This window comes from Psychrobacillus sp. FSL K6-1415 (assembly GCF_038003185.1).
Lineage (GTDB): Bacteria > Bacillota > Bacilli > Bacillales_A > Planococcaceae > Psychrobacillus > Psychrobacillus psychrodurans.
This window is the reverse complement of the sequence record NZ_JBBOOQ010000001.1, coordinates 3,638,251-3,661,470: the sequence shown is the minus strand read 5'-3', so window position 1 is coordinate 3,661,470 and position 23,220 is coordinate 3,638,251. Positions and strand designations below refer to the sequence as shown.

Annotated in this window: 24 protein-coding genes; 16 read left to right on the top strand and 8 right to left on the bottom strand. The window is 36.3% G+C overall.

Annotated elements, in window-relative coordinates; translation table 11 throughout:
• Positions 1 to 74: 74 nt before the first annotated feature.
• Positions 75 to 2,225, bottom strand: a complete 2,151-nt coding sequence (locus tag MKY60_RS17940) for a M28 family peptidase (RefSeq protein ID WP_340930860.1) — start codon at positions 2,223 to 2,225, stop codon at positions 75 to 77.
• A 194-nt stretch (positions 2,226 to 2,419) separates the two neighbouring features.
• Here MKY60_RS17940 and MKY60_RS17935 point away from each other — a divergent pair, with 194 nt between their 5' ends.
• Positions 2,420 to 2,875, top strand: coding sequence for a helix-turn-helix transcriptional regulator (locus MKY60_RS17935; RefSeq protein ID WP_093495887.1), 456 nt, complete (start codon positions 2,420 to 2,422; stop codon positions 2,873 to 2,875).
• A gap of 17 nt (positions 2,876 to 2,892) precedes the next feature.
• Positions 2,893 to 4,056 carry a PstS family phosphate ABC transporter substrate-binding protein gene (locus MKY60_RS17930; protein ID WP_241600153.1) on the top strand — a complete coding sequence of 388 codons (1,164 nt, stop codon included), beginning with the start codon at positions 2,893 to 2,895 and terminating at the stop codon, positions 4,054 to 4,056.
• A 161-nt stretch (positions 4,057 to 4,217) separates the two neighbouring features.
• Here MKY60_RS17930 and MKY60_RS17925 read toward each other — a convergent pair whose 3' ends face one another.
• Genes MKY60_RS17925 through MKY60_RS17905 form a run of 5 tightly spaced genes read right to left on the bottom strand, consistent with a single transcriptional unit; the run spans position 4,218 to position 7,105 of the window.
• Complete coding sequence (locus MKY60_RS17925) at positions 4,218 to 4,658, bottom strand: small multi-drug export protein (protein WP_245402519.1); 441 nt, start codon at positions 4,656 to 4,658, stop codon at positions 4,218 to 4,220.
• Between the two features lie 59 nt (positions 4,659 to 4,717).
• Positions 4,718 to 5,128, bottom strand: a complete 411-nt coding sequence (locus MKY60_RS17920; protein ID WP_093495890.1) for a DUF3021 domain-containing protein — start codon at positions 5,126 to 5,128, stop codon at positions 4,718 to 4,720.
• Positions 5,125 to 5,583: a LytTR family DNA-binding domain-containing protein gene (locus tag MKY60_RS17915; protein WP_093495891.1), complete on the bottom strand. Its 459-nt coding sequence runs from the start codon at positions 5,581 to 5,583 to the stop codon at positions 5,125 to 5,127. The genes MKY60_RS17920 and MKY60_RS17915 overlap by 4 nt, the downstream gene beginning before the upstream one ends.
• Before the next feature lie 53 nt (positions 5,584 to 5,636).
• Positions 5,637 to 6,383, bottom strand: coding sequence for an ABC transporter permease (locus tag MKY60_RS17910; RefSeq protein WP_093495892.1), 747 nt, complete (start codon positions 6,381 to 6,383; stop codon positions 5,637 to 5,639).
• A gap of 11 nt (positions 6,384 to 6,394) precedes the next feature.
• Positions 6,395 to 7,105, bottom strand: a complete 711-nt coding sequence (locus tag MKY60_RS17905; RefSeq protein WP_093495893.1) for an ABC transporter ATP-binding protein — start codon at positions 7,103 to 7,105, stop codon at positions 6,395 to 6,397.
• A 206-nt stretch (positions 7,106 to 7,311) separates the two neighbouring features.
• Between MKY60_RS17905 and MKY60_RS17900 the strand changes: the two genes are divergently transcribed.
• The 6 genes from MKY60_RS17900 (at position 7,312) to MKY60_RS17875 (ending at position 13,735) form a co-directional block, all read left to right on the top strand.
• Complete coding sequence (locus MKY60_RS17900) at positions 7,312 to 8,241, top strand: AEC family transporter (protein WP_093495894.1); 930 nt, start codon at positions 7,312 to 7,314, stop codon at positions 8,239 to 8,241.
• Between the two features lie 12 nt (positions 8,242 to 8,253).
• A complete protein-coding gene (locus MKY60_RS17895) occupies positions 8,254 to 9,864 on the top strand; it encodes an ATP-binding protein (protein ID WP_241600150.1) in 1,611 nt (536 codons plus the stop codon).
• Positions 9,848 to 10,540 carry a response regulator gene (locus MKY60_RS17890; protein WP_340930859.1) on the top strand — a complete coding sequence of 231 codons (693 nt, stop codon included), beginning with the start codon at positions 9,848 to 9,850 and terminating at the stop codon, positions 10,538 to 10,540. The genes MKY60_RS17895 and MKY60_RS17890 overlap by 17 nt, the downstream gene beginning before the upstream one ends.
• 136 nt (positions 10,541 to 10,676) lie before the next feature.
• Positions 10,677 to 11,693 carry a tripartite tricarboxylate transporter substrate binding protein gene (locus MKY60_RS17885; RefSeq protein ID WP_090568661.1) on the top strand — a complete coding sequence of 339 codons (1,017 nt, stop codon included), beginning with the start codon at positions 10,677 to 10,679 and terminating at the stop codon, positions 11,691 to 11,693.
• A 50-nt stretch (positions 11,694 to 11,743) separates the two neighbouring features.
• Positions 11,744 to 12,193, top strand: a complete 450-nt coding sequence (locus MKY60_RS17880) for a tripartite tricarboxylate transporter TctB family protein (RefSeq protein WP_090568663.1) — start codon at positions 11,744 to 11,746, stop codon at positions 12,191 to 12,193.
• A gap of 15 nt (positions 12,194 to 12,208) precedes the next feature.
• On the top strand, positions 12,209 to 13,735 hold the full coding sequence (locus tag MKY60_RS17875) for a tripartite tricarboxylate transporter permease (RefSeq protein ID WP_241600144.1): 1,527 nt from the start codon (positions 12,209 to 12,211) through the stop codon (positions 13,733 to 13,735).
• Positions 13,736 to 13,781: 46 nt separating this feature from the next.
• Here MKY60_RS17875 and MKY60_RS17870 read toward each other — a convergent pair whose 3' ends face one another.
• Positions 13,782 to 14,564 carry a PAS domain S-box protein gene (locus tag MKY60_RS17870; RefSeq protein ID WP_093495895.1) on the bottom strand — a complete coding sequence of 261 codons (783 nt, stop codon included), beginning with the start codon at positions 14,562 to 14,564 and terminating at the stop codon, positions 13,782 to 13,784.
• A 391-nt stretch (positions 14,565 to 14,955) separates the two neighbouring features.
• On the opposite strand from MKY60_RS17870, the gene MKY60_RS17865 reads away from it, so the two are divergent.
• The 3 genes from MKY60_RS17865 (at position 14,956) to MKY60_RS17855 (ending at position 16,801) form a co-directional block, all read left to right on the top strand.
• On the top strand, positions 14,956 to 15,156 hold the full coding sequence (locus MKY60_RS17865; RefSeq protein WP_090568674.1) for a cold-shock protein: 201 nt from the start codon (positions 14,956 to 14,958) through the stop codon (positions 15,154 to 15,156).
• Positions 15,157 to 15,347: 191 nt separating this feature from the next.
• Positions 15,348 to 16,166 carry a pentapeptide repeat-containing protein gene (locus MKY60_RS17860; RefSeq protein ID WP_093495896.1) on the top strand — a complete coding sequence of 273 codons (819 nt, stop codon included), beginning with the start codon at positions 15,348 to 15,350 and terminating at the stop codon, positions 16,164 to 16,166.
• Between the two features lie 29 nt (positions 16,167 to 16,195).
• The gene (locus tag MKY60_RS17855) at positions 16,196 to 16,801 is read left to right on the top strand and encodes a pyroglutamyl-peptidase I (RefSeq protein ID WP_093495897.1); all 606 of its coding nucleotides are present in this window, start codon (positions 16,196 to 16,198) and stop codon (positions 16,799 to 16,801) included.
• 71 nt (positions 16,802 to 16,872) lie between these two features.
• Here MKY60_RS17855 and MKY60_RS17850 read toward each other — a convergent pair whose 3' ends face one another.
• Positions 16,873 to 18,561, bottom strand: a complete 1,689-nt coding sequence (locus MKY60_RS17850) for a methyl-accepting chemotaxis protein (protein ID WP_093495898.1) — start codon at positions 18,559 to 18,561, stop codon at positions 16,873 to 16,875.
• Positions 18,562 to 18,789: 228 nt separating this feature from the next.
• Here MKY60_RS17850 and MKY60_RS17845 point away from each other — a divergent pair, with 228 nt between their 5' ends.
• The 5 genes from MKY60_RS17845 to rlmN all read left to right on the top strand — a co-directional run bounded on the left by MKY60_RS17845 (position 18,790) and on the right by rlmN (position 23,077).
• Entirely contained in the window at positions 18,790 to 19,740 is a 951-nt protein-coding gene (locus tag MKY60_RS17845; RefSeq protein WP_340930858.1) for a hypothetical protein, read from the top strand.
• Positions 19,741 to 20,031: 291 nt separating this feature from the next.
• Complete coding sequence (locus tag MKY60_RS17840; protein WP_093495900.1) at positions 20,032 to 20,547, top strand: hypothetical protein; 516 nt, start codon at positions 20,032 to 20,034, stop codon at positions 20,545 to 20,547.
• Positions 20,548 to 20,714: 167 nt separating this feature from the next.
• A complete protein-coding gene (locus MKY60_RS17835; protein ID WP_090568691.1) occupies positions 20,715 to 20,915 on the top strand; it encodes a cold-shock protein in 201 nt (66 codons plus the stop codon).
• 321 nt (positions 20,916 to 21,236) lie between these two features.
• Positions 21,237 to 21,875 (top strand): PAQR family membrane homeostasis protein TrhA, encoded by a 639-nt coding sequence (gene trhA / locus MKY60_RS17830; RefSeq protein ID WP_090568695.1) that lies wholly within the window; start codon positions 21,237 to 21,239, stop codon positions 21,873 to 21,875.
• A 134-nt stretch (positions 21,876 to 22,009) separates the two neighbouring features.
• Positions 22,010 to 23,077 (top strand): 23S rRNA (adenine(2503)-C(2))-methyltransferase RlmN, encoded by a 1,068-nt coding sequence (rlmN, locus tag MKY60_RS17825; RefSeq protein ID WP_090569160.1) that lies wholly within the window; start codon positions 22,010 to 22,012, stop codon positions 23,075 to 23,077.
• Positions 23,078 to 23,220 lie beyond the last annotated feature (143 nt).

Genomic DNA, 23,220 nt, shown 5'->3' with positions numbered 1-23,220 from the left:
CCATAAGATTTCCGAAAAAAGAGATGCTGGTCGTGACCGCAGTCACAATCAGCATCCTCCCGGTTATTCTATTATTATTTTAATGCCTCTAGCTTTTTAGCAAGCTCTTGTACAGCAATGATTTCTTCAGCTGTAGTTTTTTGCAGTAGTGCTTTCTGTCTTTCAAGTGCCTCATTCAGAGAGGCTAGTTCTGCGGATATATCGGCATCTTCTTGTCCACTTTTTTCGATTAATGCGTTGATTGGATTGAATAGATTTTCGTGGCCAACAATTCTACCATCACCCCACATAAGTTTTTCCTTAGGAGCGTCTAGCACATAGTTTGTGAAATAATCGAATACCTCTTTCTCAAAATCGTAAGCATACCAGTTATTGTCAATAGCCCATAGGTATTCATCAATCGCAGTAGTTATATCTCCTTTATTTAAGGCATCAATAGCTAGTGTAAGATTTGTAATATTATTTTGAGCATGTTCGTGTGGGAATATTTGATCATCCTCCCATGTTAAGCGAACGAATTGATCTTCAGCGTATTTGAATGCAGAGAGTAGACCACTATTCAATTCACGGCTATCTTCATATAATTTTTGTGCCTTATCTGTATCTTCTTCAGTTAAAGCGGTTAGGTAATTGTCATTAACTTTTAAAACTTTTGTATTAACTTCTTCTGCAAGCGCAATTGCTTTGTCAATCTCCGCAACTAATTGGTCGGAAGAAACTTCAGCTTGACCAAAAATATCAGCATCAATTACTTTTTTCATTTCTGTCAAACGCGTTGTGAAATCCAATGGAACAACCGCTGTTTGATCGTAATGCATCGAAAGTAATCCGTATAGATTCAAATGGAACTTCAGTGCATCAGCATTATAGGTGTCCTCGTTATCAAATTGGGAATGATAATGAGTGCGCATGAAATCACTATCTTGGAAATCATTCCGAAGAGCTGGAACACCAGCAATTCCAAATGAAAAATCATCGGACCAAGTACGAAGTGGAGAAACAACGGAAATGCCGTCTTTATAGACACCATCTACGCTTGGTACAGTTTTAGCAAATTTAGTTAAATAATTATTCAATTCGTAGACAGAACGAATTTCATCCTGTGTTGTATGCTCATACGCTGGAAGCTCGAAGTTCATATTGGCAAATGCTTTTCCAACCCATTCAGGATGAATATTGAATATTTGGTTGTAAGCTCCGGTTGACCAGTCATAGCGAGAATTAGAAACTCCCCATTCCTCAGCAGCAAGTGCATTAAAAATAATCGTTTTTTCTGGTTGATACCCACTATCTACTAATCCTTTAGCAACACCCATCATTAACCCGATTGCTGCATGGTCGTCCTGGAATCCTGTGAAGTAAGAATCGTAATGAGCAGATAAAATGATATAGGACTCAGGGTCTTTACCGATAATTTTTCCGTAATAGTTATACGACTTTCCATCCATTTTCACAATAGATTTAGCATCGAATTTTACAGTCATCGTCCCATTTTCACTAGATTCTAAAGCTTTCTTAAGTTGATTGGCATCTGTTTGGGACATAGAAAATGCAGGAGCATCATCTGGTCCACAGATATCCTGTGCATTAAGCGCGTCTTCATCTGTTTCTGCATATCCAGCTTCCTGAACTGCAATAACTGCAGCAGCTCCTTTTAAATGAGCTTGATAGGCAGGGTAGTTAATCCACCATTCCTCGCGTTGATTTATGTCAATTAAAACTAACTTACCTTCGACATCAAGATTTGCTAAATCATTAGCAGTACCTTTGCCTCCGTATACAATCTCAAGCTCCTTTACACCATTCGTATCAAAATTTACTTGGTAAGCCCCTAAAACTGCTAAATGTTCCTCGCCGTTTTCATCAACGAAAGTTAGGTCAGCCTTTTCAAATTCCCATGTGTCTAAGGTAAACTCGTCCTTTGTTACTTCAGTAAGTCCAATTTCTTTCATTTCTTCAGCAATTTTTTCCCCAGTTTTCAGCTCTGCCACTGATCCAGCAGTTCGGTAACCAAGTTTTTCATTCGTTTTAAATTCCTCTAGGCTCTTTGTGAACTCAAAAGCATAATCGACATCGACGGCTGATAAGTAATCTTTATTCGCATCCACTAAATCTTTTACAAGCGCAACCTCTTCTTTTACATCTGTCGACTCTTTAGGTGCACAGGCCCCCAATGTCATACCGATTAACATGGAAAATGCTAATCCTCCTATAAACTTGTTCATTTATCACATTCCTTTACAAATTTTTTTAACAACTAGAATATTAAACGATAAAACATAAATAATTACAAGATTATTTTTCATTATTATTCATTCCCTATTAATAAAAGAAAAAACACTAAATCTATTGTCTACTTTACACTTTTAGTGTAAAATTACACTAAATAGAAAGAGTATTCATTATAAAGGGGCATTTTATGGATAAAGAATATGTAATTCAGCTTATTTCTGTGAGGATTCGAATGGTTCGACTTGAAAAAGGATATTCACAGGATAAAATGGCAAGCATTATGGGAATTTCGAAGAAAACGCTTGTCCAAATAGAGAAAGAAAGAGTGCTAGCTGGTTGGACAAATATAATTGCTGTATGTGCGTTGTTTCGAGATAGTGAAATTTTGCATTCTGTGTTAGGAGATGAGCCATTGGAAGTGATTGAAACAATTGCTCATGATGGCATTGATCGCCCAAAGGACAAATCGATGGGTGGTCATGTGTGGTGGAAGGAAGTAAGTTCAAAGGGGAATTTCCGAATGCAACAAAATGTTATCAGCCAACATTACCGCATTTTAGACGATAAAAATTATCGTTGGTTCAGTTCTTTTGATGAAGAGGAAACAAATATTCGTCTAAGCGAACTATTCAAAACAGAGTAACCACAGGGGGAATTGGGATGAAAGTAGAGTCGAAAATTGGAGGAGTAATACTTTCTATTTTTGCTTTGATTGGGATGGTGTTCTTTGTATTCGTTGGTTTGTTTTTTGTACTTATAATGGGGGGAATAGATTATATTGCATTGCTTATAACTGGTGGAGTTGTATTATATGTGTTGTTTGTGTTTAATATATTTCACTTTTTTCAAACGAAAAAGCGGAAAATCATATTTGGTAGTTTAGCAGGAGCAGCAATATTAATCAGTGCGATTGCTCCCATAAAAGATATATATACTCATTTAATACCGACAGTAGATGCTGAAGTAGATATAGCTAAGTACGAACCCTTTTCACAATTTGGCAATGTAACAACTTTAAATGAGAAAGCGACACTTCAGCTTACTGATGATCTACCAAGATTGGACGGTGCAACTGCGCTTTATCCGTTATACGCGGCAATTGTAGAAGCAACTTACCCAGAAAAATCCTATCCATCATACAATAGTGAAGTATTGGTGAGTACTACACCATATGCTTATGAGAATCTATTCAGTGGAAAGGTTGATATGATCTTCGCGGCAGCTCCCTCCGAATCACAAAAGAAAATTGCAGAGCAAAAAGGATTAGAGCTTACAATGACACCTATTGGTCGAGAAGCATTTGTCTTTTTTGTCAATCAAAAAAATCCAGTTGATAACCTTACTGTAGATCAGATAACAGATATATATACGGGGAAAGTGTCTAGCTGGGAGCAGCTAGGGGGGAAAAATGATCCAATTCGTGCTTTTCAACGACCAGAAGACAGTGGGTCACAATCTGCGCTTCAATCTCTGATGAAGGGAATGCCACTTATGGATCCACCTTCAAAAGATATCGTTACAGGAATGGGAGGAATCATAAATGAGGTATCTCAATATAGAAACTATAAAAATGCAATTGGCTTTACATTCCGCTTTTATTCTACAGAAATGGTCGGTAATGATCAGATCAAGCTGTTAGAAATAAATGGAGTTGCCCCAACGAAAGAAAATATTCGAGCAGAAACCTATCCTATAACATCCGAATTGTATATTGTGACAGCTGGAACGGATAATTCCAATGTGGAGCCGTTAATTGAGTGGATTTTATCGGACCAAGGGCAAGCACTTGTGGAAAAAGTAGGTTATGTACCAATAAGTGAATAGAGATCACAGTTAGAGAAGGGGAAATCCAATAAGATTACTGAAAAAAGATGCAGTCCATGACGTTAGTCAAGAACTGCATCTCTTTAAAATTTACCGGTAATAATAGAATCAGATTTTGTTCTTAAAGGATTGTCATCACCAATCCTTAATATTATTAGATTCTAATCACGTACAAAAAAGTCAAAGCCAAGGGAGGTTGCAACACCAAATACAATTGCCCAAGCACCTATACTTATTGTTGACCAAACGAGTGTTTTTACTTTAGATGCACCAAGTGTCATCCCAATAAATGCAGCAATATGAGTCCCGATTAAAATAGGTCCAAGTAATAGCATCCCCGGTAGTCCATATTTGTTCCAAAGCTCTTTTGCACGTTCACTTCGCTTAGATGCTTTTTTCTCTTTTCCTTCATTTCGTTTGGCAAGCCAAAGTTTAAATTTATCGTAGCCAATAATTAGCGCAATGACCGTGACCATATTCCCTATAAAACCGAAGATAATCACTGCTACAGGATTCATCCCCGAAATAATTCCAAGTGGAATGACTAGCGCTAATTCTAGCCAAGGGATGGCAGCTCCCAAAAATACTAAAAAGTAATCCATGATCCATACACTTCCTTCCGTTCCTTTAGTTACGATGTAAGTGGAAGATAAGTTTCATTTTATAGCAGTTCAAGCTCATCGTTCAGTTTTTTTACTTGCCGCTTAAAATATAAATAAAAGCTAGCCCAAATAACTAAATAGACTACTAGGAATAATCCCATCGCTGTTAAAAAACTAGGGACGTTAAAAGGCACCCAGCCTATCCCAAAGGCAAGTAAAAAGTAGAGAATAACAACCGTCACGAAATGGAGAATTGTTTGTTGCCATAATTGGAGCATTTTATTTTCGAAGTATAAAGGACTTACAGTGAAAAACCATCCACAAAATACAGATCCTAGTGAGTTTTTCAGAAATAGCGCACCATCTAGTGTATCTTTCTCACTAAATAAGACAACTGAATTGGTCAGTATAACTGCGATAAACGCTCCAAAGAAAATACCAATCATACTTCTAAATAGGAAGGTTTTCATCCGTTTTTCCTCCTGTTCATTTTCAACGCATCTTTAATAGCACTAACGTAGGTACGGGAAACATATTCCTTTACACCGGATTTAAAATACACGCATAAAGTTCCGTTAAATGATGCCTCAAACCTACTTAATTCATGTAAATTGGCAATGACTGATTTTGAAAGTCGTATAAACTTATTAGAGGGAAGAATATCTTCAAGTTCGTACAGCTTTTCCTTCAATTTATAGGAACCGTTTGCGTTGACTGCTAAAACGGAGTCATTTTCGGTATGAAAAAAATGGATGTCTTGAGGCTTTAGTATATGTTGCATCTCTTCCACTTTTCCGACCAAAAATTCTGTATCTCTCCCCTTTATAAAATCTAACACCTCTTGCACAGAGGCATCTAATGTAGGCGTCTCTATTATTACTTTTGTTTCTTTATAATCACGATCGATATCTAGTAAAACCTTCAACTCAAACTCACACTCCTCTTTCATTTAAGTGTAATAGTTTCACTGAGGGGTGGCTATCCTATTTTTCGTTTATTTTGAATATGGAGGCATATCAACGCTACCATTACAAGTAATGCTAAGTATCCACTAGAGAGAAGTGTCTGTGAGTCCAATGAAAACTGGCCGTTCCAAATAGCGATGAAAAGATTGTTCATATGATACAGAGGGTTAAAGTCTGCAACTACTTGTATAAAGTTGGGCATTAGTCGTATAGGCATAGCTAAGCCACCTGTGAAAATAACCACTTGAAAAATAACTATAGAAAACACCAATGCACTGTTCATACGTTGAAAGAAAGAGTAAATAGCTGAAGCTAGGATGAGCAAAACTGCATTCAATAGGATGAAAAATCCGTATGACAATATGACACTCCAAAATCTAAGTTGTAAATCATACATTAGATAACCAATAACAGAAATTAGCACAAAACCAAAGCTAGTCATAAGAATAGCGCGAATAATACTAGAAAGGAGCAGTATTTTTTTTGAAACTGGAGAGATGCTGATTCGTTTTTCCACTCCTGTTGTACGCTGCATTACTTGATCGAACCCAAAGGCAAAAAATACAACCGTAAACGTGATAACTAGTATGAAGGATGGTGTATATGTTTCTGCGTAATTTAAATTACCGGCATAAGTTTGTTCCCCAAATAATTGCCCCATGAATAAATACGTAACTGGTGGTACGACGATTGTGAATACTAAGTAAAATAATTCTCTTGAAAACATTAGTAAGTCATATTTCAATTGAGTCATTAACATATGATTTCCTCCTATATCGTTACTTTCTGAAGATAAAATTCATGGACAGATGGAAAACCAGAAGCTAGGATTCCGGAGGTCGTATCAAAAACTTCGTTAATCCCATTATTGATGAGCATTACTTTGTCACAGTACATCTCAATTTCCTCCATATTATGAGTAGTCAATATGACTGTTCCACCGGTACGAGTATTGTAGTTTGTAATATAGGTCCAAAGCATGTTACGCATATGCGGATCTAACCCAGTAGTTGGTTCATCCAAAATCAGTAATTTTGGTTCAGATAAAAAAGCAATCGCTAAACTCACTATTTGTTTCCAACCGCCTGAAAGGTTATCAAAATATTTCTTACGGTGTGGCTCTAATTGGAAGTCCATTATAATCTGGTGAATCTTTATATTTGATCGATAATAGGCCTTGAATAATTTCAAAAGCTCTTCTACTTTTAGTGTTTTATAAAATTGAGTAGGTTGAAGGACCACTGAGATTTGCTTTCGAATTTGGTCTAAATTACTCTCTTGAATATCTTTTTGAAATAGAACTACATGACCGCCATCATAATCTTTGATAGTCATTAATATCTCTAAAAATGTAGACTTCCCAGCTCCGTTCTTTCCAATCACTCCAATTATTTCTCCAGCCTGTGCTTGAAAGTTTAACCCTCTTAAAACCTGATTAGAGCCATAAGACTTTTCTAAATTGTGGACTTCCACTATATTCATGTCTGTTCCTCCCGTAACTTCTTTGTACACCAAGTGTATGACAATAAGGGGTTCAAGGTCTGCCGTTTCAAGGTGAGATGTATAAATAGCAGAGCAACTTGTAGATTAGGGGAGGTCAGTTGCAGCGGAAGCAGAAAAACCATATGGCGGAAAATTTTAAAGAGTGCGATAATATGTTTCAAAGTAATTTTGAAAGGAGGAGTAATGTGGTTTATTTAAGTATGGTGTTATTTCAAGTGGTTGCTCCTATTTTAATAATGCTTGTGATAGGAGCAATCCTACAACTTAAGTTCCGTTTTAACTTAAAAGCGTTATCTAATCTAATCACATACTGCTTAATGCCAGCAGCGGTGTTTATTAATATTTATGAGACGCAAGTAAATGCAAAAGTCCTAAGTAGTATTATCGTTTATTTACTTATTTTTAGTATTTGCCTTATGATGATTAGTTGGTTATTTAGCAAATTATTAAAGCTTAATAGAAGCCAGGCAGCAATTTTTAATAATAGTATTGTTTTGATAAACTCAGGCAATTATGGGATCCCGGTTAGTCAAATGCTATTTGTGGCAAATCCGCTTGGAACATCGATTCAAGTAATCATTGTTATATTCCAAAACATTATTACCTATACATATGGTTTATATAATTTAATCTCCTCAACCAAATCAGGTTTGGACATACTTCGCAGCTTACTACGTCTGCCGATTGTTCATGCATTAATCATTGGTGCAATAATGAACTTTTGGAATATAGGCCTTCCTATTACATTTAGAATTCCGATTGAGTACTTAGCGAATGCTTTTATATCAATAGCGCTTATTACATTAGGTGCTCAGCTGGCGCAGATAGAGTTAAAAACAATATTTAACAAGGTAATTTTCACTAGCACAGTTGGTCGATTAATAATTGGTCCTACATTAGCTTTGGGGTTAATCCTATTAATGGGGTTTGACGGAGTAGTAGCTCAATCACTGTTTATAGCAAGTGCATTTCCAACATCTCGTAATAGCTCTACATTAGCGTTAGAGTATGATGTGGAGGCAAACTTGGCCGCACAAATTGTCTTGTTTTCTACTATTATGAGCTGTATAACGGTTACTATTGTAATTTATATTTCTACTATTTTATGGGGATAGAGAGTGATAAGCATGAAAAAGAAATCGTTACAATCTCGTATTTTTTTAATTGGTGCTGTATTTGTATCGCTTGTTGCAATTATAATAGGAATTTCTTTTTACTTTATCGTTTCAGATGCAGTAGAACAACAAGTAGGAGAACGGGCTCTTAGTATTGCGAAAACGACTGCAGAGCGGCCTGATATTTTGGCAGGGTTTCAATCAGAAAACCCTACAGAAATACTTCAGCCAATTGCCACTGTTATAAAGGAGAAAACAGGAGCGGAGTATGTAGTAATAGGAAATGAAGAGGGGATTCGCTACGCCCATCCAGTATCAGAAAGACTAGGCAAGAAAATGGTCGGTGACGATAATGAACAAGCACTTATTCATGGGAAATCATATATATCCGAAGCAACCGGTACATTGGGGAAAGCTTTACGTGGAAAGGCACCTGTTATAGATGAAAATGGACAAATTATTGGTATAATTTCGGTTGGTTTTTTAAAGGATAATATCGCTACAATCTTTTCTCAGTATATAAATAACATTGCGTATATCGTACTAATTGCTATTTTACTAGGTATTATTGGGTCGAGTATATTAGCACGCAATATTAAAAAAGAATTGTTTAACTTGGAGCCATCAGAGATTGCGAATCTATTTACTGAGAGAAATGCATTGATAGAGTCTGTCCGGGAAGCGATTATTACAGTAGATGCTAATGGAGTTATTAGAATGGTAAATAACGCGGCATATGAGATTTTATCGCTACCTACCTATACAGAGTTAATCGGTCGAAACATTTGGGATGTTATTCCGAATACAAGCCTACCACAGGTCATGGAATCGGGTGAGGGGCAGTTAGACCGACCAATGGAAATACGAGGTAAAAAAGCAATAGTTAATCGAATACCGATACGGATGGGAGATAAAATTGTCGGAGCAGTATCTAGCTTTCGTTTACAGTCTGATTTTGATCGCTTGGCTGAGGAGTTATCACAAGTGAAACAATATACAGAGGCGCTGCGTGCCCAAACGCATGAATACAATAACTCTTTATATACAATTTCAGGTCTTATCCAATTGCAGTCATATGAAGAGGCACTAGAATTGATACATATAGAAACTGCTGAGCACCAATCACTTATCCAATTTATGACGAAACGGTTGCAGGATCCTTTCCTCGGAGGGATAGTAATAGGTTTTTTCAATCGTGCAAAAGAATTAAAGATACGATTTATCTTAGATGAAGATAGCAATTTAGAACGATTACCAAAACACCTTCAAAAAAACTTATTGGTTTCAATCATAGGAAACTTAGTAACAAATGCATTTGAAGCAGTTGATAATTTTCCAGAGGAACAACGGATTGTTCGCATATTAGTAGTGGAGACAGAGGAAGAAATAGTAATAGAGGTGGAAGATTCAGGTGAAGGAATTGCAGATAATTTATTTGGAAGAGTATTATTGGAGAAAATTTCGACTAAAAGCGAAAATGATCGAGGATATGGATTGCTTAAGGTTCAGGAAAATGTAAGTGATTTAGGTGGAGTGATAGCAATAGAATCTGGTGATTTGGGTGGGGCATTGTTTATCGTGTCGATACCAAAAGGGGGGTACTTATATGACAGAGCAAATTGAAATACTAATCATAGAAGATGATAATAGAATTTCGGATATACATCGACGATTTATTGAGAAGCTTGATGGTTTTCAAGTAATTGGAACAGCAAACACAGCTGAAGAAGCGAAGGATTGGATTCTATCCTACAAACCAGATTTAATACTACTGGACGTTTATTTACCAGATGCACTTGGGACAGATTTATTAGCAATTATTCAATCACATAGTCCAGAAACGGATATTATCTTTATAACAGCAGCAGCAGAATCAGAAATTGTAAAAAAAGCATTTCGAAGTGGGGTTGCAGACTATATTTTGAAGCCTTTAACCTTTGAAAAATTTAAGGAAAGCCTACTTGGATATAAATCTAAAAGAGAAATACTAGCAGCAGAGGGAAGTGTCGAGGAAGATTTGATCAAGTCTCTATGGAATAACACGATGTCTTCGCCAACATTTTCAGAGATAACACCACCCAAAGGAATAGATCCAATAACAAAAGAGAAGGTAGTAGACTATATAAAAAAAATAGAGGATGGCATCACTGCTGAGTCTCTTGGAGGAGCAGTAGGGATAAGTCGTTCCACGGCGAGACGCTATTTAGAATACTTAGCTTCTGAAAAACTTGTTTACGCCGAATTAATATATGGAACTGTTGGTAGGCCGGAACGGAGATATTTTACCAAATCATTGTGAACTTTATGAACAAAATGCACTTTAAAATCATTATCTAACTTATTACCAAAAACATCGAATATGGGGAATGTTTTGATAAATTATGTATAGGCGTTTGAAAGCGCTATCAAACATATGGTATGAGGGGGATTAATAAATGTGGAAGAAAATCACTACGGTTGCTTTTGCGGCAACTTTGGCATTAGGGTTAGCTGCTTGTTCATCAAGTGATAGTGATGGTGCATCGTCGGATGGATCAGATTATCCCAAAAATAATATTACAATAGTTGCTCCGTCGGGTGCAGGCGGTGGATGGGATTTAACCGCACGCTCGGTTGCTAAAATTATGAATGAAACAAAGTTAGTGGAAAAAGCAATTACCGTGGAAAACAAAGCTGGTGGCGGTGGAGCAGTATATATGGCGGAATTTGCTACGAAAGAAGTAAAGAACGATTATGTACTAATGGTAAAATCTCCACCTATCCTAATAAATAATAATAAAGCTGAAGGTAACAGTCCTTATGGTTACAAGGATACGACACCGCTTGCACAGTTGACTCGTGACTATGGTGCAATTGTTGTGAAAAATGATTCAGCATTCAAATCGTTAGAAGATGTTCTTGATGCTATTAAAAAGGATCCAACAACAGTTACATTAGCAGGTGGATCTGCTCCTGGTTCAATGGACCACTTAGTAGGGGTACTGCCAGCATTTGAAGCTGGAATTGATCCAAAATCTGTGAAATACGTTTCATACGACGGTGGGGGAGAAGCAATAGCAGCGCTTTTAGGTAATAATGCGGATGTCATTGCAACGGATGCTTCTACGATTGCAACATATGTAAAATCAGGTGACGTACGTGTGTTAGCGGTTAGTTCGGCAGAGCGTTTAGAGGGAGAACTTTCTGAAGTGCCAACTTTTAAAGAATCGGGCATCGATGCAGAGTTTACAATATGGCGTGGTATTTTCGGACCGAAAGAAATGTCTGATGATGCTAAAGAATATTGGAATGAAAAAATTGGTGCAATGGTTGAAACAGACGAATGGAAGACAGAGCTTGAGAAGAACGGTTGGGCAAGTGAATACCGCAATGGGGAAGAATTTACTACTTATTTAGAAGAGCAGGATAAAGTTATAGTCGAGTTATTAACAGCGCTTGGAATGCAGAAATAATAGTTTGTAGGCGGCTATCACGGTCGCCTTTTCTGTTAGGAGGAATAACCATGAACAAAAAATTTGATAGAGTCGCAGGAATTGCTTTTTTATTAATTGGTATACTTTTTTTCATTGAGAGTCAAAAAATTTCGGACAGTGCATATGGATCATCTGTCGGTCCGAAGATATTCCCAATGGGCCTTGGACTTATTTTGACCCTGCTAAGTATTCGCTTATTATATGAAACTTTTAAATATAAAACAGAGGATTCTACAAAAGATAAACTGCAGTATAAGAAGTTTTTTATTATTTTTGGGAGTGCTCTTTTATATGCATTTTTCTTAGAGAAAATAGGATATGTCGTTTCTACATTTCTATTTTTACTAATTGCTTTCCAAACATTAGAACGAGGTAAAGTAATCTATTCGATAATTATTTCTACTGTTTTTTCTGTTGGTATTTATTATATGTTTTCGGAGCTTCTGGGTGGTTCGTTACCAGGGTTTCCACTGTTTTAGGGAAGGGGTTTAGCAATGGACACATTACAATTTTTAGCGGATGGATTCGGTGTTGCGTTTCAGTGGCATAATATTCTGTTCGCATTAATCGGAGTTATTATTGGGACAGCAGTCGGTGTCTTACCAGGTATCGGTCCAATGAGTGGTGTCGCTCTCCTTATTCCTGTAACAGCAACGATTACTTCGGGAATGCCAACGGGAGCAGCGGCCGCTAGCTCAATTATTTTACTAGCAGGAGTATATTACGGAGCCATGTATGGTGGATCCACTACTTCAATTTTACTTAACACACCAGGAGAATCATCCTCGGTCGTGACGACTTTAGATGGATATCAGATGGCGCAGCAAGGGAGAGCGGGAGCTGCACTTGCTATCTCAGCAATTGGGTCATTTGTGGCGGGTATCATTTCCCTTATCGGATTAGTACTTCTAGCAGAGCCGTTGTCCAATGTTGCGATAAAGTTTGGACCTGCGGAGTATTTTTCCCTCATGTTATTAGGCCTAGCTGCGGTTAGTGGTTTAGCGGGAAAATCGATGACAAAGGCAATAATGATGACAGTATTCGGACTTATGTTGGGGACGATCGGAATAGATGCAGTTTCAGGTATTGCTCGATTTACATATGACCAGCCTATTCTATTTTCCGGGTTGGAGTTTTTAACAATTGCTGTTGGATTATTTGCACTTGGTGAAGTTGTAAAAACAGTTTTAGAAAAAGACGAGGAAACAGGTAGTATAGCAAAGATTAATCGAATATTACCAACAAAACAGGATATGAAAGATAGTACAGTCCCAATCGTTCGTGGATCATTACTCGGTTTCTTTATAGGGGTTTTACCGGGAGCAGGAGCAACACTAGCATCATTTTTCTCGTATACTACGGAGAAAAAGTTAAGTAAGAACCCTGAAAAATTTGGAAAAGGGCATATTGCGGGAGTAGCAGGGCCAGAATCAGCAAATAATGCCGCTTCTGGTGGTGCAATGATTCCACTACTAACTCTAGGGATACCAGGGTCCGGAACAACTGCGATATTGATGGGTGCACTTATCATGTATAACATCCAGCCTGGCCCATTATTATTTGATGAACACCCTGAGGTTGCTTGGGGGCTTATAGCTAGTATGTTCATCGGGAATTTGATGCTACTTTTGCTGAATATGCCATTAGTTCGGGTCTTTGCAAAAATTATTCAAACACCGAAAAAGTATTTATTGCCAATGATAATTGCCATTTCTTTTTTTGGAGTATATGCGGTACAGTATACGACATTTGACCTCTATTTATTGTTAGGATGTGGAGTGTTAGGTTATTTACTCTCAAAGAATGACTACCCAGTTGCACCTTTAGTGCTGGCTCTTGTATTAGGACCAATGATTGAGAACAATATGCGTAGGGCGTTAACGATATCCAATGGCGACTTTAGTATATTTGTGACAAAGCCATTATCGCTACTATTTATCCTTGCTGCAGCGGCTTGGTTATTAGTCCCGTTATTGTTGAAACTTAAAGGACGTAAGATTATTATCAATGAGGAAGATTAATAAAAATGCAGACTTCATTGTTCACGAAGTCTGCACTTTTTGGTTATTATTTTATATCCAGTGGGATAGTAAGGTTTTGATTGATACCTAAAGAATGTAGAGCTTGCTTAACTGTAGACTTGGTAGGAATGGAGTCTAGCTTATAATCTAACTGTATTGCCGTTAGAGCCAATTGTGGTCTTAACCCTGTAATAATTGAACGTACACCAAGCAAGGAAAGGACGTTATTAATCTTAAATAGATAATCTGTCACAACACTGTTTAATGTATACATGCCAGAAAAATCAATGATTAAGAAATTAATGTCTTGTTCTTGTACTTTAAATGGTACTTCATCTAGTAGTTGTTTTGCTCGATCCTCATCAATTGAACCCATTAAAGGCAATATAGCGATTCCATTTAATACAGGAACCAGTGTAGCTGATAATTCATTGATTTCTTTCATAATTTCATGTTGCTTCAATTCTTTTTCTTTACGCTCGGTAATATCTCTAACATACGTTTGTATTGCTTTTGTCTTCCCAATTTGAACGGGATGACAATATAATTCAACTTCTACAGTAGTCCCATCCATTCGGTAAATTGTTTCTTCAATAACTTTGGCTGGTTGTTGGTAGGCAGATTCTATTCTTTTTTCAATAGCTAATTTAGAAGCTTCCTGAAAAATATCTAAAGGACTTGCTCCAATGATTTTATCTTTGGTTGCTCTGAAAAAATCTACCGCGACATGGTTCACGTCAATTATTTTAAGGTTAGTATGAATAATTAACGGATCACGTGAATACTCCATTATCTCACGGTAATCTATTTGAGATAAGCTTTCGTTCATATAAAGAACTCTCCTTAACAACTATGTATTACATATTTCATGAAATAATAGAAGGTGTATTTTAAACGAATTATATACAGATTTTGTATCATGTAATGTGATTAATCATTATTCATTCTAAAAATTGTAGCAGTTTATTTATTCATCATACCACGCTTATAAGGATAAATTCTATGTAGTTGGATAGTTTGTAGGCTAGCTGTTTAAATTGTTTTTCATTTATTAATCATTTCATTGGACAAATCCCAAAATGTGTTATATAGTTAGGACAATAATTAAATTGCTTAGTATAGAAACAATGAATTCACATATTACAAAAGGTAATCGTGAGTCTTCGGTAGCTTTTTGCAATATGTGAATTTTTTTATTCACCAAAATGGAGGTTTTTTACATGACACAAGGTACAGTAAAATGGTTTAACGCAGAAAAAGGTTTTGGATTTATCGAGGTTGAAGGTGGAAACGACGTATTCGCTCATTTCTCAGCAATCCAAGGCGAAGGATTCAAATCTCTTGACGAAGGTCAAAAAGTTGAATTTGACGTTGAAGATGGTCAACGTGGACCACAAGCAGTAAACATCGTAAAACTTTAATTCTTAAGAATTTTAAGTAAAGATAATACTGTATAAAGAGATGCTCTTTCGAGAGTGTCTCTTTTTTGTTGGCTTAAAAACTTGTAACGAGCAAATTGTAATTTTGGTAAACTATTAGTAACTTATTATTTAAAATAGACTCTGTAATTTAGGGTGATTAGAAACAGAACAAACTGAAGGAAGTGTAAAAATTGTCCAATACTACACATAATCTACGCGCTGACTGTGAAAACTGCTTTGCTTTATGCTGTGTGGGACTCCATTTTGCTGCATCAGTAGACTTTGCTGCTGATAAACTAGCTGGTACACCGTGCACGAATCTTCAAACAGACTACCGTTGTGGTGTACATAAAAAGCTTAGGCAAGAAGGATATAAAGGCTGTACAGTATTTGAATGCTACGGGGCGGGGCAAAAGGTTTCGCAAGTTACTTTCAAGGGAGTAAGCTGGCGAGAGAGTCCAGAAATAGCGAGGGAAATGTTTGACGTTTTTCCAATTATGCAGGAGCTTCATGAAATACTTTCATATCTTACAGAGGCTCGTACAAAGGAAGAAACGATTACTATTCATAAAGAACTTAATCATGCAATAGATGAAACCGAAAGACTTACGTTGCTTAGCTCTGATTTGCTCTTGGAGTTAAACATTCCAGTGCATCGTGCTAGGGTGAACCTCTTACTCGCAAAAACAAGTGAACTAGTTCGTAAAGATAAAGGTTCAACTAGTAATAGGAAAAAAGATCGTAGCAGAGCAGATCTTCTAGGAGCTAATTTACGAGGAGTAGATCTTAGAGGTGTAAATTTTAGAGGTGCTTACCTAATTGCTGCAAACCTTCAAAATGCTGATATGAGACATGCAGATTTAATTGGGGCAGACTTCCGAGATGCTAATCTAAGTGGAGCGGATCTGACGGGAGCAATATTCCTCACACAAGTTCAGGTTAACTCTGCTAAGGGAAATGACCAAACTAAGTTGCCATCAACTGTTATGCGACCAATGCATTGGACATAAAAATTCATCAGAGGAAGAGAGGGTTAAGGATGAAGAAACTACTATTAACTGGATTTGAACCATTTTTATCATTCACGGTGAATCCGACCATGAAAATTGTAGAGGAATTAAACGGAACAAAAATAGGGAGATATGAGGTGATGAGTAGGGTTCTATCAGTTGACTTTTCACAGTCTGGAGACCAGCTTATTCATTATCTAAAGGAGTTAAAACCAGATGCAGTTATCTCTTTGGGATTAGCTGGAGGAAGATATAAAATTACTCCAGAACGTGTTGCGATCAATGTGAAAGATGGAGCCGCAGACAATCAAGGCCAAATACCATTGGACGAAACAATCCAAATTGATGGAGAACCTGGATACTTTTCTACGCTGCCTATCCGTTCGATGGTCGATGAACTTATAAAAGAAGGTCTCCCTGCTGCAATATCGAATACTGCAGGTACATACCTGTGCAATAACGTCATGTATGAAGCTTTACATTATGCAAAAATGAACAATCTAGACGTACCCTCGGGATTCATTCATATACCAGCTTCTCATGAGTTAGCCATCCAACATGGGAAAATACCAAGCTGGTCCCACGTTGATTTAAAACGATCGATAGAGATTTGTATAGAAGTGTTAGGTAAGTAATAAAAAAACTTAATACAAAAAGGAACCCTCGATAACAAAGTGATCAAGGGTTCCACATCATATAACTTTCATTAAGAAAGTTTGAATTTTTGTATTTCATCCTGTAGTTCTAAGGCATTTTGACTAAGTTCTACGGCTACTCCACTTACTTGTTCCATCGTCGCTGTTTGCTCCTCGATTGCAGCAGCAATACTTTCGATATTAGCAGATGCATTTGTTGTGCCAGTTGCAATTTCATTTGCAGAAGCTGATACCTGTTCAGCTGATGCAGAAATTTCCTCAGAGGTTGCAGAAATTTCTTCAATCTGGATATTCATCTTTTCTACTGCGGTTACGATTCCTTCGAAAGAAATCCCTGCTTGACCAATAATTTTTACACCATCTGATACAGAGGTTAAAGATTCTTCCGCTGCTTTCTCAACGTTTTCCATATCGCCCTTAATCTCTTGGATTAACTCAACAATTTGGTTGGCAGATAACTTAGATTCCTCTGCTAACTTTCGAACTTCATCGGCAACTACTGCAAATCCTTTCCCTTGTTCGCCAGCACGTGCAGCCTCAATAGCAGCATTTAATGCAAGTAAATTGGTTTGATCAGTTATTGCGGTAATTACATTTGTAATATTTTCAATTTCAGCAGTTTGTTTACTTAGTCTTTGGACTAACTCATTTACCATATTAGATGAATGATTGATCGTATTCATTTGATTACTAGCTTGATCGATGATTTTTCCACCAGATATTGCTGTATGATAGGTTTCTTTAGAGCTTTCGTTCAAGCTTTGTGTGGATTCTGCGATACGTTGAACTCCAGTTGCAGTTTCTTCCATTGCTAAGGCACTTTCGCTAGCTGATTGCGCAGCAGATGTTGAAGCATGAAGTGTATCATTTGCGCGATTAGCCATTTCCGTTGTGGAAGCAGTAACTTCCTCGGTGCTAGCAGACAATTCTTCAGCTGCTGCACTCAAATGTTCGGAGTTTTCTTGGATCCGTCCGAGTAAAGAACGAAGGTTATTTTTCATCAAATTATTAGCAGTTGCTAATTGTCCAATTTCATCTTGTGATTCGACAGGTATATCATTTTGAGATAAGTCACCATTAGCGATTGAATGGGAAATACTAGCCATAGCTTTTAATGGTAAAGTTATTTTTTTATGTACGAATAAAACTAATAAAATCCCTATAATTATACTAATGATACACATTACAATCGAGATAGTTGTTGATAGACTTAAAGCATCATTCGTTTCATCCGTTAAAATCTCTAATTGTTCATCCTGATACTCCATTATTTGTTCAGTCACTTGAAGAATATCGTCATTTGCTTTAGCGATATCTGTATTAAGTATCTCTGTACCCGCCTCTTTATTTTTTTCTTCCGCATATCCTAAATAGGTAGAAGTTGCAATGTTGAATGCCTCATTATGTGCATTTAATTGTTCTATTAACTCTGCCATCGTGTCTGAAGATGACATGCCATCGATTTCAATGATTCGTTCATCAACATAGTTGGCATAATATTCTAGTTTCTCTAATGTTTCAGGTGTGTTATCTGTTAGTAAAGCCCGGACATATTGTCCTTGCATTCCAATCCCTACTCGAATTTCTTCAATAACAAGTATTTGTTTTACCCGATCGTCTAGGGCCTCATCCACTTTGTCTTTTACATTTGTTGAACTTAATATTGCCATACCAGTTGATACAAAAAGTAATAATATCATTGCTATGAAGGATAGATTTAACTTTTTTCCTATACTCATTTATATACCTCTTCTCGTTACTATTTAGTTCATGTGGTTATTATCGACTATTTTTTATCATAATGAAGCTGAATTATAAATAATTTTATATCTTTATTACCATAATTACTTTTATTAATATATAATATTTTGATAAATTAAATAATTTTATGTTTCCAGGTTACTTTTAATACTCTTAGTTGAAACAATATATCTACTTATACGTATAAAAGGGAGGAGGGGATTTACATGTGGGAGGAATTACAGGAGCGTCAATCGGTTTTAAAGATGGAGATTAATAGGAGGGAAAAAGCAAAAAGAAAGCAGCAAACACTGGCAGAGCAATTAGAAACAGCATTACATAAAAAGCAGGAATATTGGACGAGATTAAAGGAAGAACAAAAAGATGTAGAAGATCTAGATAGGTTTTCAATTTTGAAAGTGGTTAGAACATGGACGGGAAAGCAGGATCTAATTCGAGAGAAGGAAATAAGCGAGCTAGCTGCTATAGAAGCGAAGTATAGAGAAATTGAAAAAACAGTAATAGATTTGGAAAAGGATATAACCGTTAACGAAAGAGAATTAGAAAAAGGGGACTGGGAATCTCTTGACTTGGAGTGGAAACAGATTATTGAAAAGAAGAAACAATGGCTTCTTGTAAATAATCACGCTGAGGCGACTCGTCTCGAGAGGTTATACGAACAGAAGACGATTCTTGCAACAAGTATCCGTGAAATAATAGAAGCCATAACAGCTGGTAATGAAGCTAAAATAGCATTAAAGAGAGCGTTAAAGTCGCTTGAAGGTGCTAAGGATTATTCTACGTGGGATACCTTTTTAGGAGGAGGAATAATCGCCACTTCTTTAAAACATAGTAAGCTTGACGAATCGGAAGAAGCAATTCACTATGCTCAGCGTTCCTTACAACGATTTCATACAGAACTTTTAGATATCCAGAAAATCAGTATCGAAAACATAGCTATTGAAAGAGAAAGTTTTGTTACGTTTGCAGATTATGTGTTCGATGATATTTTTTCAGCATGGTCAACTCATTCCAAAATAAACAATTCAATAGACCGAATGGAACAGACACTTCAAAATTTATCGAGTATATCTGACCAATTGCAAAAGCAGCTTAAAGAAACTCAAGAAAAACAATCTAATGTAGAAATAGAAATTGCCCAAATCATTGAGTACTAACATAAAAGAATTTTATTCAGTTCTGACAGAGAGTAGAATGCGCTTTCTGTCATTATTTCTTGGGAAATAATCTGACAAATTAAATGTATTTTCGTCTAAATATTTTGTTTAGGTAATGCTGAGTCGTTTAGTTAGATATTCTCGAGTGAATCATTGGTATTTACCTATACTTATTTTCAATAAATAGAGGATGAAGAATATCTAAAGTGATTGAAATTTCACTTTACGTTGTGTCTGTATGTAGACTAAATAGGGAATAGTATAAGGACACTCAAGTCGGGAGGAAATGATATGTACGATCCAACTATCTTTGAAAATTTAAAAGTGGCATTTGAAAACCATGTATACGATTTAGACAACTTAGAACGAAAGATAGATATCAAAAATCGGGTTGACCAAATGGACCTTTCGATTATCGCTAGAACTTTTAAGATTGAATTTACTCTTGTTGACCAGTCAGACATAGCTGCGGAAATTATACTAGACGCATCTCTAGAGGATCTAGCAGGTGAAATACTCGAAATTAGAAATAAAAATATAGGTTGTACACTGGCGTTGAAATTTAACAAAAATATTCAAAATCCTGATCTGCAATGTGAGGAAATAGAACAAGCTATCAAAAATATTTGGGAAGACGACATAGTGTTAACTCAAACACTAAGTTTTGAATTTGGAACAGAACTTTCTAGCTATACAAACACAATAGAGGTTAGGTTCACACAGAAAATAAATGAAGATCAAATAAGTGATCTTGAAATGTTTCTTGAACATGTTTTAGAAACGTTAGACATATTAAATAAAATATAATAAGCAATTTACTATCTTTCTGTGTGGAAATGGTATATAGTAAAGATAATAATTAAATTGCTTAGATAGAAACAATGAATTCACATATTACAAAAGGTAATCGTGAGTCTTCGGTAGCTTTTTGTAATATGTGAATTTTTTATTCACCATAAATGGAGGTTTTTTACATGACACAAGGTACAGTAAAATGGTTTAACGCAGAAAAAGGTTTTGGATTTATCGAGGTTGAAGGTGGAAACGACGTATTCGCTCATTTCTCAGCAATCCAAGGCGACGGATTCAAATCTCTTGACGAAGGTCAAAAAGTTGAATTTGACGTTGAAGATGGTCAACGTGGACCACAAGCAGTTAACATTGTAAAACTTTAATTCTTAGGAATTAATTAAACATAGTTAGCAAATAAAAAGAGATGCCCATTTTGGGTGTCTTTTTTTTTTTGCTGAATAATACCATTGAGATATAGTTGTTGTTTGGAAGCTTACTGTTCTAAATTTGAATGAAGGCAATACAAATTATAATAAAAAGTTTACTGCGATTACTTTAGTGGCCTTGAATGAAACGAGTTCCTAGTGGATTATATATAGAACTTTTGGGATGTTTAAGATTTTGGACACATGTCCCTGTCAGCTTTTATTCGCCAAAAGTGATAATATTATACTTAGAGAATATTAGAATGGGATGAGTAAAAGATGAGTAATACACATATTTTTTCAAAGCGTGAAGAGATAGCTAATGCGATTATTCATGGAATTGGTGCTGTTTTTAGTGTAGCTGCTCTTGTAATATTAATCGTATCCTCCGTAATGCATGGAACAGCTTGGCATGTTGTAAGTTTTACATTGTTTGGTTCTTCGATGATCCTTTTATATTTGTCATCTACACTTGTCCACGGTTTTCCAGCAGGACGCGTAAAAGATTTCTTTGAGATCATGGATCACTCAGCTATCTACTTTTTTATAGCAGGTACTTATACACCTTTCTTATTTCTTGCTATTAAAGGTACATTAGGTTGGACATTGTTTGGTATAGTGTGGGGGCTTGCAATTGCGGGTACTGTGTTTAAAGCTTTTTTTGTGAAACGTTTCTTGCATACTTCTACCTTATTATACGTCGTTATGGGCTGGTTATTGGTATTTGGATGGAAACCACTTTTGGAGAATGTATCTTCCCAAGGGATTATACTTCTAGCAATTGGGGGAATCCTGTATACAGTAGGAGCTGTTTTCTACGTGTGGCGTGGATTTACCTACCATCACGCAGTTTGGCATGTATTTGTTCTTGCAGCATCTATACTGCATTTCTTTGCTGTCATGACATTGCTACCTTAAAGTAGTAAGCACTTAAACAATGGCTTTGTAGAGAGTTGTTTCAGCAAATGTTATAATAGTATCTAAATGTCTGGCACCAGGATTAGTACTGGATGGCCTTTAAAGTTAGTATGAGGGAAGAGATGAGGATAGTTATGAACAAAAAATCTATATATGGATTAACATTAAATCAACTGATTGAGTGGCTTCATGAGCATGGCCACAAAAAGTCTAGAGCGCTAAAGGTTTGGGATTGGTTATATAGAAAACGTGTCACTAATTTCGCCGACATGACAGACGTGCATGAAGAATGTATTCAATTATTGCAAGATAACTATACAATACAAACGTTAACGGAGCACGTAAAACAAGAAGCAGCCGATGGAACGATGAAATTTTTGTTTAGACTACAGGATGGAAACTTGATCGAAACAGTTATGATGAGACATAAATACGGCATTTCCGTTTGTGTGACGACTCAAGTCGGCTGTAACATCGGTTGTAGTTTCTGTGCAAGTGGCTTACTCGCAAAAAGTCGTGATTTATCAAGTGGAGAAATAGTGGAACAGATTATGAATATCCAATTGCATCTCGATCAATTGAAGCAAAAAGATATCGTGAGCCATATTGTCGTAATGGGGATTGGGGAACCATTTGATAACTTTACAAATTTGTTAGACTTCTTAAACGTAGTTATTGACCATAAAGGGCTAGCGATAGCTGCAAGGAAAATAACTGTTTCAACAAGTGGAATTGTAGGTAAAATCTATGAATTCACAGATACGAAGATTCCAGTAAATCTAGCGATATCCTTACATGCACCAAATAACGAACTACGAACTAGAATTATGAAAATAAATCGAGCTATGCCAATTGAAAAGCTAATGGAATCTCTAAAATATTATTTAGCAAAAAACAACCGTAGAATTACGATTGAATATATTCTACTTAAGGATGTAAATGATACAAAAGAGGTAGCTGAAGAGCTTGCCGATTTACTTAATGACATAAAAGACCAGCTTTACGTCAACTTAATACCTTATAATCCTGTCGATGAACATAGCCAGTACCAAAGAAGTGAACAGGAATCTGTGTTGTCATTCTATGACACGCTGAAAAAAAGAGGTGTCAACTGCAAAATTCGTCAAGAACATGGAACAGATATTGATGCGGCCTGTGGACAGTTGAGAAGCAAACAGCTTAAAAAGGAAAAAGTGCGTTAATTAGCGTACTTGTTTCCAATAAGAGCACTCAGATTTAGAACATATATCTGAGTGTTTTTTTATTTTGTTTGATACTCCACTTTAGTTAAGAAAAAAAGAAAACGATAACTTTATTTGACGAAGTGTGCCATTTAATTTATGGA

Bases quoted from the DNA above. Each gene is read 5' to 3' on its own strand.
- MKY60_RS17855 (WP_093495897.1), top strand. From the start codon at position 16,196: ATGAAGAAACTACTATTAACTGGATTTGAACCATTTTTATCATTCACG.
- MKY60_RS17865 (WP_090568674.1), top strand. From the start codon at position 14,956: ATGACACAAGGTACAGTAAAATGGTTTAACGCAGAAAAAGGTTTTGGA.
- MKY60_RS17870 (WP_093495895.1), bottom strand. From the start codon at position 14,564: ATGAACGAAAGCTTATCTCAAATAGATTACCGTGAGATAATGGAGTAT.
- MKY60_RS17910 (WP_093495892.1), bottom strand. From the start codon at position 6,383: ATGTTAATGACTCAATTGAAATATGACTTACTAATGTTTTCAAGAGAA.
- MKY60_RS17935 (WP_093495887.1), top strand. From the start codon at position 2,420: ATGGATAAAGAATATGTAATTCAGCTTATTTCTGTGAGGATTCGAATG.
- MKY60_RS17905 (WP_093495893.1), bottom strand. From the start codon at position 7,105: ATGAATATAGTGGAAGTCCACAATTTAGAAAAGTCTTATGGCTCTAAT.
- MKY60_RS17840 (WP_093495900.1), top strand. From the start codon at position 20,032: ATGTACGATCCAACTATCTTTGAAAATTTAAAAGTGGCATTTGAAAAC.
- MKY60_RS17845 (WP_340930858.1), top strand. From the start codon at position 18,790: ATGTGGGAGGAATTACAGGAGCGTCAATCGGTTTTAAAGATGGAGATT.
- MKY60_RS17890 (WP_340930859.1), top strand. From the start codon at position 9,848: ATGACAGAGCAAATTGAAATACTAATCATAGAAGATGATAATAGAATT.
- MKY60_RS17930 (WP_241600153.1), top strand. From the start codon at position 2,893: ATGAAAGTAGAGTCGAAAATTGGAGGAGTAATACTTTCTATTTTTGCT.
- trhA (WP_090568695.1), top strand. From the start codon at position 21,237: ATGAGTAATACACATATTTTTTCAAAGCGTGAAGAGATAGCTAATGCG.
- MKY60_RS17885 (WP_090568661.1), top strand. From the start codon at position 10,677: ATGTGGAAGAAAATCACTACGGTTGCTTTTGCGGCAACTTTGGCATTA.
- MKY60_RS17875 (WP_241600144.1), top strand. From the start codon at position 12,209: ATGGACACATTACAATTTTTAGCGGATGGATTCGGTGTTGCGTTTCAG.
- MKY60_RS17940 (WP_340930860.1), bottom strand. From the start codon at position 2,225: ATGAACAAGTTTATAGGAGGATTAGCATTTTCCATGTTAATCGGTATG.
- MKY60_RS17925 (WP_245402519.1), bottom strand. From the start codon at position 4,658: ATGGATTACTTTTTAGTATTTTTGGGAGCTGCCATCCCTTGGCTAGAA.
- MKY60_RS17895 (WP_241600150.1), top strand. From the start codon at position 8,254: ATGAAAAAGAAATCGTTACAATCTCGTATTTTTTTAATTGGTGCTGTA.
- MKY60_RS17835 (WP_090568691.1), top strand. From the start codon at position 20,715: ATGACACAAGGTACAGTAAAATGGTTTAACGCAGAAAAAGGTTTTGGA.
- MKY60_RS17880 (WP_090568663.1), top strand. From the start codon at position 11,744: ATGAACAAAAAATTTGATAGAGTCGCAGGAATTGCTTTTTTATTAATT.
- MKY60_RS17850 (WP_093495898.1), bottom strand. From the start codon at position 18,561: ATGAGTATAGGAAAAAAGTTAAATCTATCCTTCATAGCAATGATATTA.
- rlmN (WP_090569160.1), top strand. From the start codon at position 22,010: ATGAACAAAAAATCTATATATGGATTAACATTAAATCAACTGATTGAG.
- MKY60_RS17920 (WP_093495890.1), bottom strand. From the start codon at position 5,128: ATGAAAACCTTCCTATTTAGAAGTATGATTGGTATTTTCTTTGGAGCG.